14 protein-coding genes and 1 pseudogene are annotated in these 16,743 nt (G+C 64.5%); 10 read left to right on the top strand and 5 right to left on the bottom strand.

What is annotated here, in order from left to right; genetic code table 11:
* The 5 genes and pseudogenes from LI953_RS11550 to LI953_RS11525 form a co-directional block, all read left to right on the top strand.
* Positions 1–1,852 (top strand): annotated as a pseudogene (locus LI953_RS11550) (hypothetical protein); the annotation flags it as partial.
* Positions 1,853–1,924: 72 nt separating this feature from the next.
* The gene (locus LI953_RS11545) at positions 1,925–3,157 is read left to right on the top strand and encodes an autotransporter strand-loop-strand O-heptosyltransferase (protein WP_227076234.1); all 1,233 of its coding nucleotides are present in this window, start codon (positions 1,925–1,927) and stop codon (positions 3,155–3,157) included.
* 9 nt (positions 3,158–3,166) lie between these two features.
* On the top strand, positions 3,167–3,877 hold the full coding sequence (locus LI953_RS11540; protein WP_227076233.1) for a hypothetical protein: 711 nt from the start codon (positions 3,167–3,169) through the stop codon (positions 3,875–3,877).
* 90 nt (positions 3,878–3,967) lie between these two features.
* Positions 3,968–4,747: an FkbM family methyltransferase gene (locus LI953_RS11535; protein WP_227076232.1), complete on the top strand. Its 780-nt coding sequence runs from the start codon at positions 3,968–3,970 to the stop codon at positions 4,745–4,747.
* Positions 4,748–4,843: 96 nt separating this feature from the next.
* Positions 4,844–6,907, top strand: a complete 2,064-nt coding sequence (locus tag LI953_RS11525) for a Hint domain-containing protein (RefSeq protein WP_304505191.1) — start codon at positions 4,844–4,846, stop codon at positions 6,905–6,907.
* An 18-nt stretch (positions 6,908–6,925) separates the two neighbouring features.
* Here the strand turns inward: LI953_RS11525 and LI953_RS11520 are convergent, their stop codons facing one another.
* The 3 genes from LI953_RS11520 to LI953_RS11510 are packed head-to-tail and all read right to left on the bottom strand — an operon-like array spanning position 6,926 to position 10,506.
* Positions 6,926–9,160: a TadE/TadG family type IV pilus assembly protein gene (locus LI953_RS11520; RefSeq protein WP_227076231.1), complete on the bottom strand. Its 2,235-nt coding sequence runs from the start codon at positions 9,158–9,160 to the stop codon at positions 6,926–6,928.
* Between the two features lie 12 nt (positions 9,161–9,172).
* On the bottom strand, positions 9,173–9,940 hold the full coding sequence (locus tag LI953_RS11515; RefSeq protein ID WP_227076230.1) for a TadE/TadG family type IV pilus assembly protein: 768 nt from the start codon (positions 9,938–9,940) through the stop codon (positions 9,173–9,175).
* Entirely contained in the window at positions 9,940–10,506 is a 567-nt protein-coding gene (locus LI953_RS11510; protein WP_227076229.1) for a TadE/TadG family type IV pilus assembly protein, read from the bottom strand. Before LI953_RS11510 ends, LI953_RS11515 begins: the two co-directional genes overlap by 1 nt.
* A 228-nt stretch (positions 10,507–10,734) precedes the next feature.
* On the opposite strand from LI953_RS11510, the gene LI953_RS11505 reads away from it, so the two are divergent.
* A complete protein-coding gene (locus LI953_RS11505; protein ID WP_227076228.1) occupies positions 10,735–11,040 on the top strand; it encodes a hypothetical protein in 306 nt (101 codons plus the stop codon).
* Between the two features lie 10 nt (positions 11,041–11,050).
* Here the strand turns inward: LI953_RS11505 and LI953_RS11500 are convergent, their stop codons facing one another.
* Positions 11,051–11,275, bottom strand: coding sequence for a hypothetical protein (locus LI953_RS11500; RefSeq protein WP_227076227.1), 225 nt, complete (start codon positions 11,273–11,275; stop codon positions 11,051–11,053).
* 210 nt (positions 11,276–11,485) lie between these two features.
* On the bottom strand, positions 11,486–13,303 hold the full coding sequence (glmS, locus tag LI953_RS11495) for a glutamine--fructose-6-phosphate transaminase (isomerizing) (RefSeq protein ID WP_227076226.1): 1,818 nt from the start codon (positions 13,301–13,303) through the stop codon (positions 11,486–11,488).
* 94 nt (positions 13,304–13,397) lie between these two features.
* Between glmS and LI953_RS11490 the strand changes: the two genes are divergently transcribed.
* From LI953_RS11490 to sufC, 4 genes are all read left to right on the top strand, one after another.
* Positions 13,398–14,027, top strand: a complete 630-nt coding sequence (locus LI953_RS11490) for an HAD-IA family hydrolase (protein WP_227076225.1) — start codon at positions 13,398–13,400, stop codon at positions 14,025–14,027.
* Positions 14,028–14,110: 83 nt separating this feature from the next.
* Entirely contained in the window at positions 14,111–14,560 is a 450-nt protein-coding gene (locus LI953_RS11485) for an SUF system Fe-S cluster assembly regulator (protein WP_227076224.1), read from the top strand.
* Between the two features lie 3 nt (positions 14,561–14,563).
* Positions 14,564–16,000, top strand: a complete 1,437-nt coding sequence (sufB, locus tag LI953_RS11480) for a Fe-S cluster assembly protein SufB (RefSeq protein ID WP_227076223.1) — start codon at positions 14,564–14,566, stop codon at positions 15,998–16,000.
* Positions 16,000–16,743, top strand: coding sequence for a Fe-S cluster assembly ATPase SufC (gene sufC / locus LI953_RS11475; RefSeq protein ID WP_227076222.1), 744 nt, complete (start codon positions 16,000–16,002; stop codon positions 16,741–16,743). Before sufB ends, sufC begins: the two co-directional genes overlap by 1 nt.

Genomic DNA, 16,743 nt, shown 5'->3' with positions numbered 1-16,743 from the left:
TGGCGGCACGGATTCCGGCACGGTGGTGAGCAGCGGTGGCGTGGAAATCGTGTCGGCGGGTGGGACGGCGAGTTCGACTGCGTTGAGCGCGGGCGCCGTACAGTCGGCTTACGGCACCACGGTGTCGGTGACGGTCGGCAGCGGCGCGACGCAGTTTGTCTCGTCGGGCGGCACAGCCAGCGCGACGGCGGTGTCGGCCGGCGGTACGCAGAGCGTGGCCGGCACCGGCAAGACGGTGGGCACCATCCTCAGCGGTGACGCAACTGAGGAAGTATATTCCGGCGCCACCGCCAGCGGCACCGTGGTGAGTAGCGGCGGCACGCTGGTCACTTACTCGGGCGGCACGGAATCGGGGACGAATGTGAGCGCTGGCGGGGCGGACTACGTGCTCAGCGGCGGCATCGCCAGTGCGGCCACGGTGCAGTCGGGCGGTGCGCAGACCGTATATGGTTCCGCGTCGGCGACCACCGTGAGCAGCGGCGGCGTGCAGAACGTGTATGCGGGCGGCGTGACCACCGCCACCAAGGTCAGCTCCGGCGGGTTGGAGATCGTATCTTCGGGCGGTGTGGCGAGCGCCACGACGGTCTCGACCGGGGGCTATGTGGTGGTGCTTCCAGGTGGCACGGCAACAGCGAACGGCACCTCAACGGGCGTGGTGCTGGATAACGGGGGCGTGATCACCAGCGCCGGGACGATGACCACCTCCAGGATCAGCGCTGGGGGGACGGAATACGTGCTCTCCACAGGTGTCGCGACGAGCAACACGGTGAGCAGCGGCGGTGTGCAGAACGTGTATTCCGGCGGCACGGCGAGTAGGACATACATCGCCTCGGGCGGTGCGCAAAACGTGTATTCCGGTGGCAAGTCCATCAGCACCACCATCAGTAATGGCGCGGTGGAGAGTGTTTACTCTGGCGGAATTGCCAGCCGCGGCATCGTGCAGAGCGGCGGCCTTGAGGTCATTTCCTCTGGCGGCACCGCGAGCACCACCACGATCAGCGCCGGGGGTTATCTGGTCGTGCTCTCAGGTGGCGCGGCGGCTGGCACCGGCACGGCGACGAAGACCGGCGTGGTGCTCGACAACGCCGGGACCATCACCACCAGCGCATCCATCACCAACTCCACCATTAGCGCGGGCGGGGTGGAATATGTGCTGAGCGGCGGCACGGCCACCAGCAACACGGTGCTGAGCGGCGGCACACAGATCGTCGATAACAGCGGCACGGTGACCAGCACGGTGATCAGCGGTGGCACGGAAATCCTGAACCAGGGCGCCAATGTCAGCGGCAGTATCGTTTTCGCGGGCAGCGATGGTGTGCTCGTGGTCAGCGGCACCACCATGCCCACCGCGGTGATCAGCGGCTTCGACGCGGGCGGCAGCACGGGGGATGAAATCGTGCTGGCCGGGTTCAGCTATGCGGCGGCGGATACGGTATCGCTCGGCGCCAATAACGTGCTGACCGTGAGTTCCGGCGGCACCGCGATCGCCACGCTCTCTCTCGATCCGGCGCAGAGTTATGCCGGGCATTATTTCGCGCTGGAGGAAAACAGCCAGGGTCAGCTCGTGATCGTCGATCCGCTGGACGGCTATACGGCGCCGCAGGCCGGCTTTGCCCTTCCCCCGCAGAGCAGCGCCACGGGCTCGGCCGCCACGCCTCTGCCCAGCCTCGGCACGGTCACCAACTCGCAAGCTTATGCGGCAGGCGTGCTGGGCGTGGGAGCCTATTTCAGCGGCAGCGCCGGGGTTGGCGGAGTGGTCAGCGCCTCGGCGCAGCCGCCCGGTGGCGTGACGCTGTTCACCTCGGCCAGCCAACACACGGTGCAGATCCCGGTGATGTCGCATGGCTGGTAGGCCCGGCCGCTTGCGGAGCCCGGCGTGGTGATGTGATTATCCGGGCGCAGAATGGGATGAGGGTGCCGAAATATGGATATGGCCGTAACGCCTGAGCCGCAGGTGGAAGAGGTGGAGACCGCCGCGCCGGTGCCGCAGCCGGTGCAGGAGGAGAAGGGGCCGTATCCCCCGGCGGCGCCAATGCCCACGCAGATGGGGCCGCTGGGCATACGCTACGACTTCAATCTGGGCGCGCGCGTCACCATCCCCGAGGGCAAGGCCTGGCGGGTGCGCCTGCGCGATCTCGACACGGGGAACATCCTGTTCGAGAGTAACCCTGGCGGCACCTTCATTAACAGCACTAAGCGCTATTACATCCGCTTCGGGGTCGAGGTGTTCGACGAGGCGAATGTCTTTTTCCAGCACGACTACAACGCCGAGGGGCGCGAGGTGCTGGTGCAGTTCCCGGTCGGCACGCTGGGCGACATCATGGGGTGGTTCCCCTATGCCATCAAGTTTCAGGAGAAGCATCGCTGCAAGCTGAGCTGCGCGATGTCGCATCTGTTGGTGCCGTTGTTCAAGGATGCGTATCCGGACGTGAATTTCATCACGCATGAGGAGGTGAAGCCGGAGAGCTTCTACGCCACCTACAGCATCGGCCTGTTTTTCGACGATGAAGACCATCACTGGCAACCTTGCGATTTTCGCCTCGTCGGCCTGCACCGCACCTCCGGCTACATCCTGGGCGTCGACCCGACCGAGGTGGCGCCCAAGCTTGGCATCCCCAATGACGGCCCGCCGATCGCGGAGCCCTATGTCTGCATCGCCGTGCAGAGCACCACCCAGGCGAAATATTGGAATAACCCCTATGGCTGGCAGGAGGTGATCGCGCATCTCAAGGCCAAGGGCTATCGCGTGATCTGCATCGACCAGAAATCGGTGCATGGCGGCGGGCTGGTCTGGAACCATCTGCCGCATGGGGTAGAGGATCACACGGGCGACCGCCCGCTCGCCGAGCGCGTGCGCTGGCTGCGCCACGCCAAGGCGTTCATCGGGTTGTCCAGCGGCCTTTCCTGGCTCGCCTGGGCGGCGGGCGCGCCGGTGGTGATGATCGCCGGGTTCACGCATCCGACCAATGAATTCGCCACGCCGCATCGCGTGATCAACTATCACGCCTGCAATTCCTGCTGGAACGATGTGCGCCACCGCTTCGACCATAAGGATTTCCTCTGGTGCCCGCGCCATGCCAACACGCCGCGCCAGTTTGAGTGCACGCGGCTGATCACGGCGGCGCAGGTCATCGCCACGCTCGACAATTTTCTCTGACGCGCCGCAATGGCGGATCTGAGCGGGCGGACCATCTGGTGCCTCGGCATGTATGGCAGCGCCTCTACTTGGCTGTTCAATGTCGTCAGGTTGGTGCAGGCGCTGGCACTCGAGGCCCAGCCGGTGAGCCATTTTTTCAGCGGCGGCGAGAGTTTGGCGGAGTTTGGGCGCGCGGGCACCGTGGACCTCGTGAAATCGCACGAGATCGCCGGTGAGGCGACAGTGCTGGCGCTGGCCGCGCGCGCCGCGCGCATCTTCATCACCGTGCGCGACCCGCGCGATGCCGTGGTCTCGCTGATGCAGGCGCGCAGCCACAGCTTCGAGCGGGCGCTGTATTTCGTCGGAGACGCCGCGCGGCTGTGCATGGAATTCAGCGGCGACGCCCGCGCCCGGCTGTATCGCTACGAGAGCGGGTTTTTCAACGACGAGCAGACAGTGCATGAGATCGCGGTGTGGCTCGGCGGCGCGATCTCCGCGGCGGATGCGGCGCGGATATTCGCCGCCACCAGCCGTCCGGAGGTGGAAAAACATATCGCGCGGATGCATGGCCAGCCTGGAATTTTGCAGGACCGGCAGTCGGGCGATCTGCTTGACCCGCACACGCAATGGCATTCGCACCATGCCGGGCGCAGCGGCGAGACCGGACGCTGGCGCACAGTGCTGACGCCGGAACAAGTGCTTGAGATTGAAACGCGAATTCCATATTTTCTGGTTCGGTAGCGATATATCATCAACCGTGCGGTCGGAGGCGCCATGCCAGATTCGGGGACTGAACGGATTACCAGGGTCAAGGATTGCCGGCACGGGCGGATGATCTATCTGCTTACCGACCGCTTCATCGGCGCCTCGCTCGATCTTTATGGCGAGTATTCCGAGGGCGAGGCGGAAGTCTTCGCCCAGCTCCTGGCGCCGGGAGATATCGCCATCGAAGTTGGCGCCAATATCGGTGCGCATACGGTGTATCTGGCGCAACTCGTCGGGCCAACCGGACGGGTTTACGCGTTTGAGCCGCAACGGGTGGTGTTTCAGCTGCTTTGCGCCAATATCGCGATGAACGAGGCGTTTAACGTGCGCAGCTTTCAGGCCGGTGCGGGGGCTCAGGCGGGGTGCCTGAACGTGCCGGACGTGAATTACCACGCCGCGGGCAGTAATTTCGGCGGCGTGTCGTTTTTGGAGCCGGTTGAGGGCGAGGCGGTGCCGCTGATCACGCTCGATTCGCTGAGCCTGCCGTCGCTGCGCCTGCTGAAGATCGATGTGGAAGGGATGGAGGCTCAGGTGCTGGAAGGGGCGCGGGGACTGATCCGGCGCCATCGTCCGGTGCTGTATGTGGAGAATGACCGGCGCGCGCAGTCGCGGCAATTACTCACGCTGATCCATGAGTTCGGTTACGACATGTGGTGGCATTTTCCCGCCCTGTTCAACCCGGAAAACCATGCGGGCGTCAGCGAGAATATCTTCGGCAGTGTGGCCTCCGGTAATCTGCTTTGCGTGCCCCGCGAGCATGAGTCCGCCATCACCGGGTTCCGCAAGGTGGCGGGACCGGATGATTGGTGGGACGCGCACGATGGCGGCGGCGCGGAATTTGCGTGAGGCGATGACCGCCAAGCATTATGCGCTTTACTTGCGCGGGGAGTTGCTTTTTCCTCGCGCAAGGCGATGGCGCCAGGCCAGGGATAGAGGCGGACCATGAGCGGCAGCACGATTTCGACCACGATTACGCACGCGGTGACGCTTGGGCTTGGCGCTTATGCCAGCCCGCTGACCATCACCAATCTTGGCACCATAGCGCCGGTGAAGCTCGGAGGGCCGGGCGTGATCGTGCCGTCTTATGCGGCGAACACGCTGATCAGCTACGGCGTGATTGGGGCCGGGCAAGGCAGCATTGGTACCACGGGTACGGCGGGCAGCGCCACGGGCGGCACGGCGGGCCAGGGCTCTCCAGGCGGGAATGGCGGCACGGGCGGCGTTGGCGGCATCGGTGTCTCCCTCGCCGGAGCTGGCACGTTCATCAATCATGGCGCGGTGGCGGGCGGCGCGGGCGGTACGGGCGGCACCGGTGGCAATGCCGCGAGCGGCGCCACCAATGCCGGGGCGCGGGCGGGCAATGGTGGCGCGGGTGGTGTCGGTGGTGTCGGTGTCGCCTTGGTTGCGGGCGGTAGCCTGGATAATCACGGCAGCATTGCCGGCGGCGCGGGCGGCCTTGGCGGCGCGGCGGGGGTGGGCCAGGCGGCATCGCCGGGTGCGGCGGGTGTTGGCGGTTATGGCGTTAGCCTCACCAATGGCGCGGTGGTGAGCAATGAGGGCGTGATCAGCGGCGGCGCTGGCGCAAGCGCAGCCTCCGGCAAGGGCGGGCAGGGCGGAACGGCCATCTATCTTAGCGGGGCGACGCTGATCAACGCGGGAACCGTGGCGGGTGGCGCGGGCGGCGTCGGGCCCGTCAATGGCGTTGCCGGGAGCGCGGTGCAGTTCGGCGCCGCGGCGGGGCTGCTCATTGTTGACCCGGGCGCCAGCTTCACCGGCAATATCGTCGCCCGCAGTGGCGTGCAGGATGTGCTGGAGCTCTCCGGCACATCCGCCACGGCGCTCACCGGCATCGGTACGCAGTTTCAGAATTTCAGCGAAATCAGCTTCGCCAGCGGCGCCGATTGGACGATTGCGGGCGATAGTGCAGGGCTGGCCGCTGGTGTCACAATCGCCGGGTTTGCCCAGGCGGATGCCATCGACCTCACCGATTTTGCCGCGACCACGGAAACCTATGTTTCCGGCAGCGGGCTGATCGTGAGCAATGCCAGCCAGAGCGAGACCATCCATCTCACCGGCAATTTCGTCACGGCGGATTTCGCGCTTCTCGCCGATGGCGCGGGCGGCACGCTGATCGAGGATGTGAACTGCTTCGCGCGTGGCACGCGCATCGCCACCGCGGCGGGCGAGGTGCCGGTGGAGGCGCTGAAGATCGGCATGAACGTGCGCACGCTTGGCGGCGCGTTGCGCCCGGTGAAGTGGATCGGCCGGCGCAGCTATGCCGCGCCCTTCGCCAACCATGCCAAGGTGCTGCCGGTGTGCATCAAGGCCGGGGCCATCGCGCCCGGCATTCCGTCGCGCGATCTGCTGGTGTCGCCGGGCCATGCCATTTGCATCGGTGGCGGGCTGATCCACGCCTCCCGGCTGGTTAATGGCGTCACCATCACACAGCTGCCGCGCGTTGAGGCGATCTCTTATTACCATGTCGAGCTCGATAGCCACGATGTCATCCTGGCCGAGAATTGCCCGGCCGAGACCTTCATGGGCGAGCGGTTCAGGGGGCAGTTTGAAAATGCGGCGGAGTTCCGCGCGCTCTACCCTGGCGCCATGGCGGCGGAGGAACCCTGCATGGCGCTGCTCAGTCAGGGCTTCCGCTTGCAAGCGATCCTCAACCGGTTGGCCCGGCGGGCCGGGTTGCCCAAGCCGCGCCAAGCCGGCCCGCTGCGCGGCTTTGTCGATCAGGCCGGCCCTGACATTTTGACCGGCTGGGCGCAGGATATGGCCGCGACGGACTGGGCGGTGTGCCTTGATGTCTTCAGCGGTGACCAATTCGTGCGGCGGATCATCGCCAATATGTTCCGCGAGGATTTGCGGGAGGCGGGGATTGGCTCAGGCAATCACGCTTTTTGCATGAGTTTGCCCAAGGGGCTGGAGGGGCCGCTCTCCGTGCGCCGCACAGCGGGCGGTGGCATCCTGCCGCATAGCGGGGCGGCAGAACAAGCTGCCTGACCCCGCCGCCAGCGGCGCTTATCCGGATAACAGCGAGGCGCCGCCGCCGGTATTCGTGGTTGCCGGTGCTGAGCAGGTGAAGGTGGTGACCGCATTCCAATAGCCGAGATCGTCGGCTTGGTAGGTGCCTAGGTCGTTCCAATACAGAGCATAGGAAGCAGGCGGGTTTTTATTGCACACGACAGCGCCGAGCTGCGGGTTGGCGACAGGGTCGATGGCGGTGCCATCGGCATTGTAGCCAAGCGCATCCACCGAGCTACCGGCCGGCCGATAGCCTTTATCCACGACGGCCACCGAAGAATCGTAGCAATGATGCGAGGTGTAGAGCGGCGGGTTGTGATCCGAGGTCGGCACGCCATTGGTCGAGGGGATCTGGACCACCAGATAATCCCCGACATATTGCGTGTTTGCATATGGCGTCGCCGTGCTGTCACCGTGGATCGTCGTTGCGTTGGTGATGAGCGACCGGGTTGGTGTGCTGTTCGTCGGTGTGTATCCTGCGGTGTCGGTGTTGTTGATCTGCACGCCGGTCAACAAATCCGTGTAGGTGTTGCTGTCGTAGACCGGGTCGAGCGCAATGATATTGCCGCTGCCGTCTTCGATGGTGTTATAATAATCAGGCACCAGGGCGCCGCCATTGGCGTCGGTTGGCGGGTTGGCGCCGAGCGGCTGGATGAGCAAGGCGCAGTCGCTGTATTTTGGCGCTTGTTCCTGAGCGCAATAACTGGGCGATATGTTTGAGGGGCTCCAGTTCCACCACGGATCGGCGGAAGATGGTGTCACGCCATTATCATTGATACTTCGCGCTGGGCTGCATCCGCCGATGGCGGGCGGGAAGATGTCTGTCGTCGGGCTGCAGTCATCAATGCCGCAGGCGGCATTGTTGGGAAAATAATCGGTAAACGCGACCTGGTTTGCCAGCCCGGTTGGGAACCAGGTGGCGAAAGTGTTCATTCCCGCCGCGAATTGGTTGCCGACGGTGTTGGAGTAATTGGTGCTTACCGGCGCGTTAATCGAGGTGCCCGAGCGCGGATAATTCGGGCAGACGGCTTTAACATAATATGTTGTGCCGCCTACATTTTGCGGGACGACATGGGTGGTGACGAAGGGCACCAGCACATGGTTGGTCTCATAGGTTGGCGGTTCGCCCGCCACCTCATAGGCCGAGGAATACTGGTTGAGGGAGTCGGTGACGGGCGTGCCGTTATTGTAGTCGATCGAGCCGTACAGCGTATGATTGGGGCACTGGCCATAAAGCGCTGTGCCCGGCGAGCCCGGTGAGGGGGTGCAGTCGCGCTGGTGCCGCCCGCAGATCACGGGTGGGGTTGGCGGGGTGAGGTAGCCGTCCGGGTAATAGGTGAAGCCTCCGGACGATGAGGTCGTGGAGACCAGGATATTATCCGTGTAATGCGTGGACTCAGTGCTGTGATAGCCGTTGGCGCCTGTCTCATTGACAAAACTGAAGGCGATCGGCTGGTTTGGCTTCAGCGAAATCGCGCCGCCACTACCGGTGTCGTGAAGAGAGTCGGCAACGAACAGGAAGTTGCAGGCGGTAACACCGGCGGGGGAGGTCGAGCTGGCCAGATGCTGCAAAGGCCCGGTAATATTGGCGCAGTAGGAGTTTGCCGTGGGCATCTCGTTGTAATTGGGGGTGCCGCCAGCGGCGTCCATCGGCACGGCGTAGGCGTAGATGCCGCTAATATCGCCGGCGGAGCCAAACTCGCGGCCGCTGGAGATATTGCGCCCGCTGAAGCCGGTGGTGCCAAACCCCACGGAATCGGTGCTGGACGCGCTCAGCAGCGTGGTCGGGATCAACCAGCCAAATAACGAATTTTTCAGTGTGGCGGTGGCCGAAACGGTGACGCAATACTCCACCCCCGCGGCGCAAGTGGTAAACAGCGTGGTGCTGTAGGGGGCGGAGCTGCCGCATTGGGTGGCGTTGCCAGTGCAAGCGAGCTTGATCGTCGGTGGCGAGATCTCGACGAAACTCGGCAATTGCGCGCCAGTGTTGGAGAACTCGTTGGAGCTGACGTTATAAGCGCTGGTGCTGGACTCCGACATCTGCCACTCGCCGCCGCCCGCCACGGCCGCGCCATCCACAGCCGCCTGCAACAGGGTGCGCGCCGAGGCGATGCGCGCGAAATCAACCGCCGCGCTGGCGGCGATGAGCAGCGGCACGGTGAGGATCGCCATAGCCACCGCCGTGGCCGCCCGCCGTTCGCGGAGGAATTTACGGATTAAGGAAACGAACATGCTGGGCGCTCCTTAATTATTCGAGGTGTTATCGGCGTTGCACACTTGCGTCGGGGCAGAGACGAGCGTGCAGCCGGTGCATTGCAGTTCGGTCGTGGGCAGGGTGTAAGCCCAGCGGACATAGGCGGTTTGGGTCAGCGTCAGCGGGTGTCTGATGAACAGACCAATTAGCCCCGCATAAGGCACGCTGGCCTGGACGATGATGACATTATCGCAAGGGTTGAGCACCATGCTGCTCGCTCCCGTGGTGGCGGTGGTGAGCGGCGAGCCGGAGAGGATGGTGGTGGTGGCGCTGGGCGAGGGGGTGGAACAGGAGCTATCGGCGGCGGCGGTGCTGTCGGATTCCCACTCGTCATAGGTCGGGGTGGCGGCATAGGCCGGGTTGCCGCTGGTCGGCTGGGCGGTCGGGCCTTGTTCCTCGGTGATGCTGGCGATGGCCAGCGTCATCCCGCCTGGCGGAAACGGCGCCAACCCCTTGGCCGCGCCACGGCAGATATCGTTGAGCGAGACGACCTGCACGGTTGGCGAATCGGCGGTGAGCGGCGTCGCCGCCGTGGCGTTGGCGATGGGCGCATTGGCGGTGGAGACCGACTGCGCCAGCGCCACCATCTGCGCCACGTTGAAGGCGATGGCGTTCAGCTTCGCCTCGGTGCGGTAGGCGGTGAGCATCTCGATCGTGCCCATGAACAGCACCAGCAGCACCGGCACGATGATCGCGAATTCAACCGCCGCAATGCCGCGCCGGCCGAGTTTGCCGCGGGAGAATCTGAACTTGCGCATTATTGCATCACCGTGGCGACAGCCGAATAGAGCGAGGGGGTTCCGTTTTCGGTGGCGACCCCGCCGGGCAGGATCATGAGTTTGAACGGCAGCGGATAGGCGACCTGTACCAGGAGCATCTGCTCGGAGCCGGTAACGGCGGCCTGGGTCGCGGTGGCGGGCTGCGGCGGCACCGAGAGGGTAACCGAAAACGTGCCATTGGGCGTGAGGTTGCCGTCGGGGCCCAGCGCCGCCGGCACAATGCTGTTGGGGTCGCCCGCGGCTGCGAAATAAGGGTTGCTCTGCACCGAATATTGCAGATTGCTGTCGCAATAGGGCGCGGCGACGCCAAACTCCCCGCACACATAGCTGACGAAATCGGGGCCGGTCTTGATTTTGCCGATGGCCACTTCGCGGGCGGCCGCGCGCACCGCGTCATCCAGCGTCATCTGCCAGAACTGATCGATCGCCACCACGAAAATGCCGAAGATGAACAAAAAGAACGCGGCGCCGATGATCGCGAACTCAACCGCCGTATCCGCCCGGCGGTCGCGCCAAAGCCGTGTCCCCCGCAAGCGGTGAAACATTAACCCGCCCGCCAATCTCCGAGCCCCCGAAAAACGCGACATTTTTCCGCCTTGACCGACACTTGAGGAGGAATCTTAAGCTAACGGTAAATAACGAATCGACTACAAAAAATCAATCAAACATTGATGTTACCGTCATCCTGGGGCGGCCAGGGGCGGGTTGCGCGACATCATTGCGGGGCGCCGCCTTCTTCGATAGTCATGAATATGAACTTGAGGAGCAGGGATATGACCCGTCTACCATTGGCCTTCGTGCTTGCCATGGCGCTGTCTGGCGCCGCCGTGGCGCAGACCCAAACCACCACCGGCACGGCCACGACCAAGGGGACGCAAAGCACCGGCATCGCGAAGCCGCCGCCGGGCACCACCGCGCCCGCGCCGAAGAAGCGCAACAAAGATAATTACAGCAATATCGGCGCCAATGTGCCGACCCTGCCGACCGTCGCGCAGCACCCGACCGGCACAATCGGGTCCGAGGTGCCGATCGCCGGCCCTGGCGGCACCACTCAGGCCCCCACGGGAATGACGCCGTAACCGCGCAGGCTCAGACGAGCGGAATGATGACCTTGGATGGAGCCGCGGCGGGGACGATCTCTTCGCTGCGGCAGATGCATTCCACATATTTGCCGTGGTGTTCGCGGAACACCCAGCCATCCTCGACGTAGAACCTCTCTTGCGCGGCGTCTGCGCCCCTGCGCGGTGCGCCTGCCAGGCTGGCGTGTGTCTCAATAATCCGGGCTTGGCCAATGAGAGCATTGCTGTGTGGCATCTCGGATTCCTCTGCTCAGGGCATTTAGACTACCTAAAGACCGGCCCGGAATTCAAACCCTAAAACATGATTTTGCCGAATTTTCACCATAATTCGCCCTGTTCGCTGCGTATGCGAAAAGGCGCCCTTTGAACAAAAAAAGCCAATAAAATTTTAAAAAACAGGTGGTGTTGGCGGCAATCCTCACAGATTGTGAAGCGCCGCCGGGACTCATTCCACCGTCACCGATTTGGCCAAGTTGCGCGGCTGGTCCACATCCGTGCCCTTCAGCACCGCCACGTGATAGGCGAGCATCTGCACCGGAATGGCGTGCAGGATCGGCGCCGCGAACGGATCGATCTCCGGCACCAGGATGGTCTCGGCGGCGATCGGGGCCAGCTTGGAGGCGCCGGCCTCGTCGGAGATCACCACCACCTGGCCGCCGCGCGCCGCCGCTTCCTGAAGGTTGGAGGCGGTTTTTTCGAAAAGCGGCCCGGAGGGGCAGATGGCGATCACCGGCACGGATTTGTCGATCAGCGCGATCGGTCCGTGCTTCATCTCGCCCGCGGCATACCCCTCGGCGTGGATGTAGCTGATCTCCTTCAGCTTCAGCGCCCCCTCCAGAGCAATCGGGTAGCAGCCGCCGCGGCCCAGATACAGCACGTCCCGCGCCTCGGCGATGCGCTTGGCGAGGTGCTTGATCGGCGCGTCGTTATGCAGGATCTCAGCCGCCTTGGCCGGGATTTCCAGCAGGCTGGCGGCGAGGCGCCGGATCTCGGCCTGCGCCAGCGCGCCCTTGGCCTGCGCCATGGCCAGCGAGAACACCGCCAGCACCGTGAGCTGCGCGGTGAACGCCTTGGTGCTGGCAACGCCGATTTCCGGCCCGGCGATGGTCTCCAGCATGGCGTCGGATTCCCGCGCCATCGAGCTTTCCGGCACGTTGAGCACGGAGAGGATCTTCTGCCCCTCGGCCCGCATGTAGCGCAGCGCCGCCAGGGTGTCGGCGGTCTCGCCGGATTGGCTGACGAGCAGCCCCAGCCCGCCCTCATCCAGCGGCGGCGTGCGGTAGCGGAACTCGGAGGCGATATCGGCCTCCACCGGCACCCGGGCGATATGTTCGAGCCAGAATTTGGCGGTCAGCCCGGCATAGAAGGCCGAGCCGCAGGCGCTCATGGTGATGCGTTTCACCGCCGCGAGATCGAATGGCAGGGCGGGCAGGCGGGGGGCGGCGCCGTCCAGCATCCGGTGCAGCACGTCGCCGATCACCACCGGGTGTTCATGCAGCTCCTTCTCCATGAAGTGCCGGAAATTGCCCTTGCCGATGGCCGCGCCGGTCAGGCTGGTAAGTTTCTTGGCGCGGTTCACCGGCTCGTTGTCACTGTCGTAAAACGTGGCGCCCTCGCGGCTCACCACCACCCAGTCGCCGTCTTCCAGATAGGCGATTTCGCGGGTCAGCGGGGCCAGGGCCAGGGCGTCGGAGCCGAGATACATCTCGGCCTCGCCATAGCCCACGGCCAGCGGCGCGCCGCGCTGGGCGCCGATGATCAGCTCCGGATGCCCGGCGAAGATGAGTGCCAGGGCGTAGGCGCCCTCCAGCCGGGCGAAGGCGGCGCGGGCGGCGTCGATCGGCGCCAGCCCCTGGGCGAGCAGCAGGTCGAGCAGCTGCGCCACGGTCTCGGTGTCGGTTTCGGAGGCGAAGACCTGCCCCTTGGCCTCCAGCTCGGCGCGCAGGGCGTGGTGGTTCTCGATGATGCCGTTATGCACCACGGCCACGCGCGCGGTGGCGTGCGGGTGGGCGTTGCTTTCGGTCGGGGCGCCATGGGTGGCCCAGCGCGTATGTCCGATGCCGGTGGCGCCGGCAAGCGGCTGGCGCTCCAGCACGGCGGCCAGGTTTTTCAGCTTGCCCTCGGCCCGGCGGCGTTCGATCCGGCCCTCGACCAGCGTCGCGATCCCGGCCGAATCATAGCCACGGTATTCCAGGCGCCTCAGCCCATCCAGCAATAGCGGCGCCGCGGCAGACAATCCCACAACACCCACAATTCCGCACATCAGCTCAACCCTTTGTAGACCTGCCCTTGCGGTAGCCCTGGCGGCGCTTCCATGTCAAAGGAGCGCCGATTCAATTTGTACGACGGAGTGTTTCATGCGCGCGGTGATCTTCGACTTGGACGGCACGCTGATCGACTCGGCCCCCGACATCGCCGCGGCGGTGAACCAAGTGCTGGCGGCGGACGGGCTGACCGCGCATGACCTCACGGCGATCCGCCAGATGATCGGCGATGGCGCCAAGCAATTGCTCGAACGCGCCTTCGCCGCGCATGGGCGCAAGGCGGAGCCGCGCCATCTGGGCGCGTTCATGGCCGCCTATCAGGCCGACCCAGTGAGCCAGACGCGGCCCTATCCGGGCATTCCCGGCGTGCTGGACCAGCTGCGCGCCGCCGGGCGGCCGATGGCGGTGTGCACCAACAAGCCGCACGGCCCGGCGGTGGCGATTTTGCAGCGGCTCGGGCTGGCGCCCTTCTTCGGGGCCGTGCTGGGTGGCGATTCCACCCCTTACCGCAAGCCCGACCCGCGCCATCTGGCCGCCACGCTGGCGGCGCTGGAGGTGGTGGAGGCGGTGATGATCGGTGATCACCACAACGACCTGCTGGCTGCGGAAGGGCTGGGGCTGCCTTGCATTTTTGTTCATTGGGGCTACGGAGAGGCGCAAACCCGCCTGAGTGCCACGGTGCCGGACGAGCTGCCCGCGATCATCGACAGACTCGGCGGCTGAGCGCGGCAAAATGGGGTTGACGAGCGCGCCGTCCTGCCCCATTTGGCAAACAGGACCAAACAGGTCCGTTTAACGGAGCGCCGATGCTGAAACTCTCACGCCTGACCGATTACGCGGTCGCCGCCCTGGTGCGGTTGAGCGCGGCCGAAGGGGTGGAAACCTCGCCGGGCATTGCCGCCGCCATTGGCGTGCCGGAGCCCACCGTGGCCAAGGTGCTGAAGGCGCTGGCCGGGCAGGGGCTGGTGACATCAACCCGCGGCGCGCGCGGCGGTTACCGGCTCGGCCGGCCGCTCTCGGCCATCGCCATCGCCGAGGTGATCTGCGCCATCGATGGCCCGATCGCGCTGACCTCCTGCGTCGAGGGCGCCACCGGCACCTGCGAGAGCCAGTCGCTCTGCCCCGTGGCGGGGCGTTGGGACCCGGTGAACGAGGCGATCAGCGAGGCGCTGACCAATATTTCCCTGGCTGACATGGCCGCCGCGGCGCTGCCGCCCGGTTTGCGTCTGCCCCAGCCGATCAACAAGGTTGCCTGATTTATGTCCACGACCACTGTGCAAGACCTGGCCGAGCAGAAATACAAATACGGTTTCACCACCGATATCGCGATGGAGGAATTCCCGCGCGGGCTGAATGAGGACATCATCCGCCTGATCTCGGCCAAGAAGAACGAGCCGGAATGGATGCTGGAATGGCGGCTGAAGGCCTATGCCGCATGGCTGACCATGGAGGAGCCGGATTGGGCGCGCATCCATCACCCGCCGATCGAATATCAGGCGCTGTATTACTACGCCGCCCCGGCCAAGGCGGCGCCGAAATCGCTCGAAGAGGTCGATCCCGAGCTGCTGAAAACCTATGAGAAGCTGGGCATTCCGCTGAATGAGCGCGCGGCGCTGGCCGGCGTGGCGGTGGATGCGGTGTTCGACTCCGTTTCCGTCGCCACCACCTTCCGTGAGACGCTGGCCAAGGCGGGGGTGATCTTCTGCCCGATCTCCGAGGCTGTGCGCGAACATCCCGAGCTGGTGCGCCAATATCTCGGCTCCGTGGTGCCGGTGCGCGATAATTACTTCGCGGCGCTGAATTCGGCGGTATTTTCCGATGGCAGCTTCGTCTATGTGCCCAAGGGCGTGCGCTGCCCGATGGAGCTCTCCACCTATTTCCGCATCAACGCGCGCAATACCGGGCAATTTGAGCGCACGCTGATCATCGCGGATGAGGCGGCCTCGGTTTCCTATCTCGAAGGCTGCACCGCGCCGATGCGCGACGAGAACCAGCTGCACGCCGCGGTGGTGGAGCTGGTGGCGCTGGACGAGGCGAAGATCAAATACTCCACGGTGCAGAACTGGTACCCCGGCGATGCCGAAGGCAAAGGCGGGATCTATAATTTTGTCACCAAGCGCGGTGCTTGCCGGGGCCGTAACTCCAAGATCTCCTGGACGCAGGTGGAGACCGGCTCCGCGATCACCTGGAAATATCCCTCCTGCGTTTTGCAGGGCGATGGCTCGGTCGGTGAGTTCTACTCGGTCGCGGTGACGAACAATTACCAGCAGGCGGATACCGGCACCAAGATGATCCATCTGGGCAAGAACACCACCAGCACGATCATCTCCAAGGGCATCTCGGCCGGGCATTCCGATAACACCTATCGCGGGCTGGTGCGCATCGCGGCCAGCGCCTCGGGCGCGCGCAACTACACGCAATGCGATTCGCTGCTGATCGGCGACCAATGCGGCGCGCATACGGTGCCGTATATCGAGAGCCGCAACACCTCGGCCAAGGTGGAACATGAAGCCACCACCTCGAAGATCGCCGAGGACCAGCTTTTCTATTGCCGCTCGCGCGGGCTCAGCCAGGAGGATGCGGTGGGGCTGATCGTGAATGGTTTCTGCAAGGATGTTCTCAAGGAACTTCCCATGGAATTCGCCGTCGAGGCGCAAAAACTACTCTCTGTTTCTCTGGAAGGCTCTGTCGGCTGATGTTGGAAATCAAGAATCTGCATGCGCGCATTGGCGAGAAGGAAATTCTGCGCGGTGTGAACCTGACTGTGCCGGATGGCGAGATCCACGCCATCATGGGGCCGAACGGCGCCGGTAAATCCACGCTCTCTTATGTGCTCTCGGGCCGCGATGGTTACGAGGTGACAGAGGGCGAGGTGATCTATAACGGGCAGAACATTCTGGACCTGCCGCCCGAGGACCGCGCGGCGGCGGGTATTTTCCTGGCCTTTCAATATCCGGTGGAACTGCCCGGCGTGGGCAACGCCAATTTCCTGCGCACGGCGCTGAACGCGGTGCGCCGCAAGCGCGGGCAGGAGGAGCTGGATGCCGTCGCCTTCCTGAAGCTTGCGCGCGCGGCGGTGAAGTCGCTGCACATGAAAGAGGATTTCCTCAAGCGCAACGTGAATGTCGGGTTTTCGGGCGGTGAGAAGAAGCGTAACGAGATGCTGCAAATGGCGCTGCTCAAGCCCGGTCTGGCGATCCTCGACGAGACCGATTCCGGGTTGGATATCGACGCGCTGAAGATCGTCGCCGAGGGTGTGAACGCCCTGCGCGCGCCGGATTTCTCCGCCCTGGTGATCACCCATTACCAGCGTCTGCTCGACCATATCGTGCCGGATGTGGTGCATGTGCTTGCGGCCGGGCGCATTGTACGCTCGGGGCCGAAGGAGCTGGCGCTGGAACTGGAAGCGCGCGGCTATGCCGGGCTGGAAGCCGCCTGA

Source organism: Acidocella sp. KAb 2-4 (genome assembly GCF_020567705.1).
In the GTDB taxonomy this organism is placed as follows: Bacteria; Pseudomonadota; Alphaproteobacteria; order Acetobacterales; family Acetobacteraceae; genus Acidocella.
This window is presented reverse-complemented; position numbering and strand designations above follow the sequence as displayed.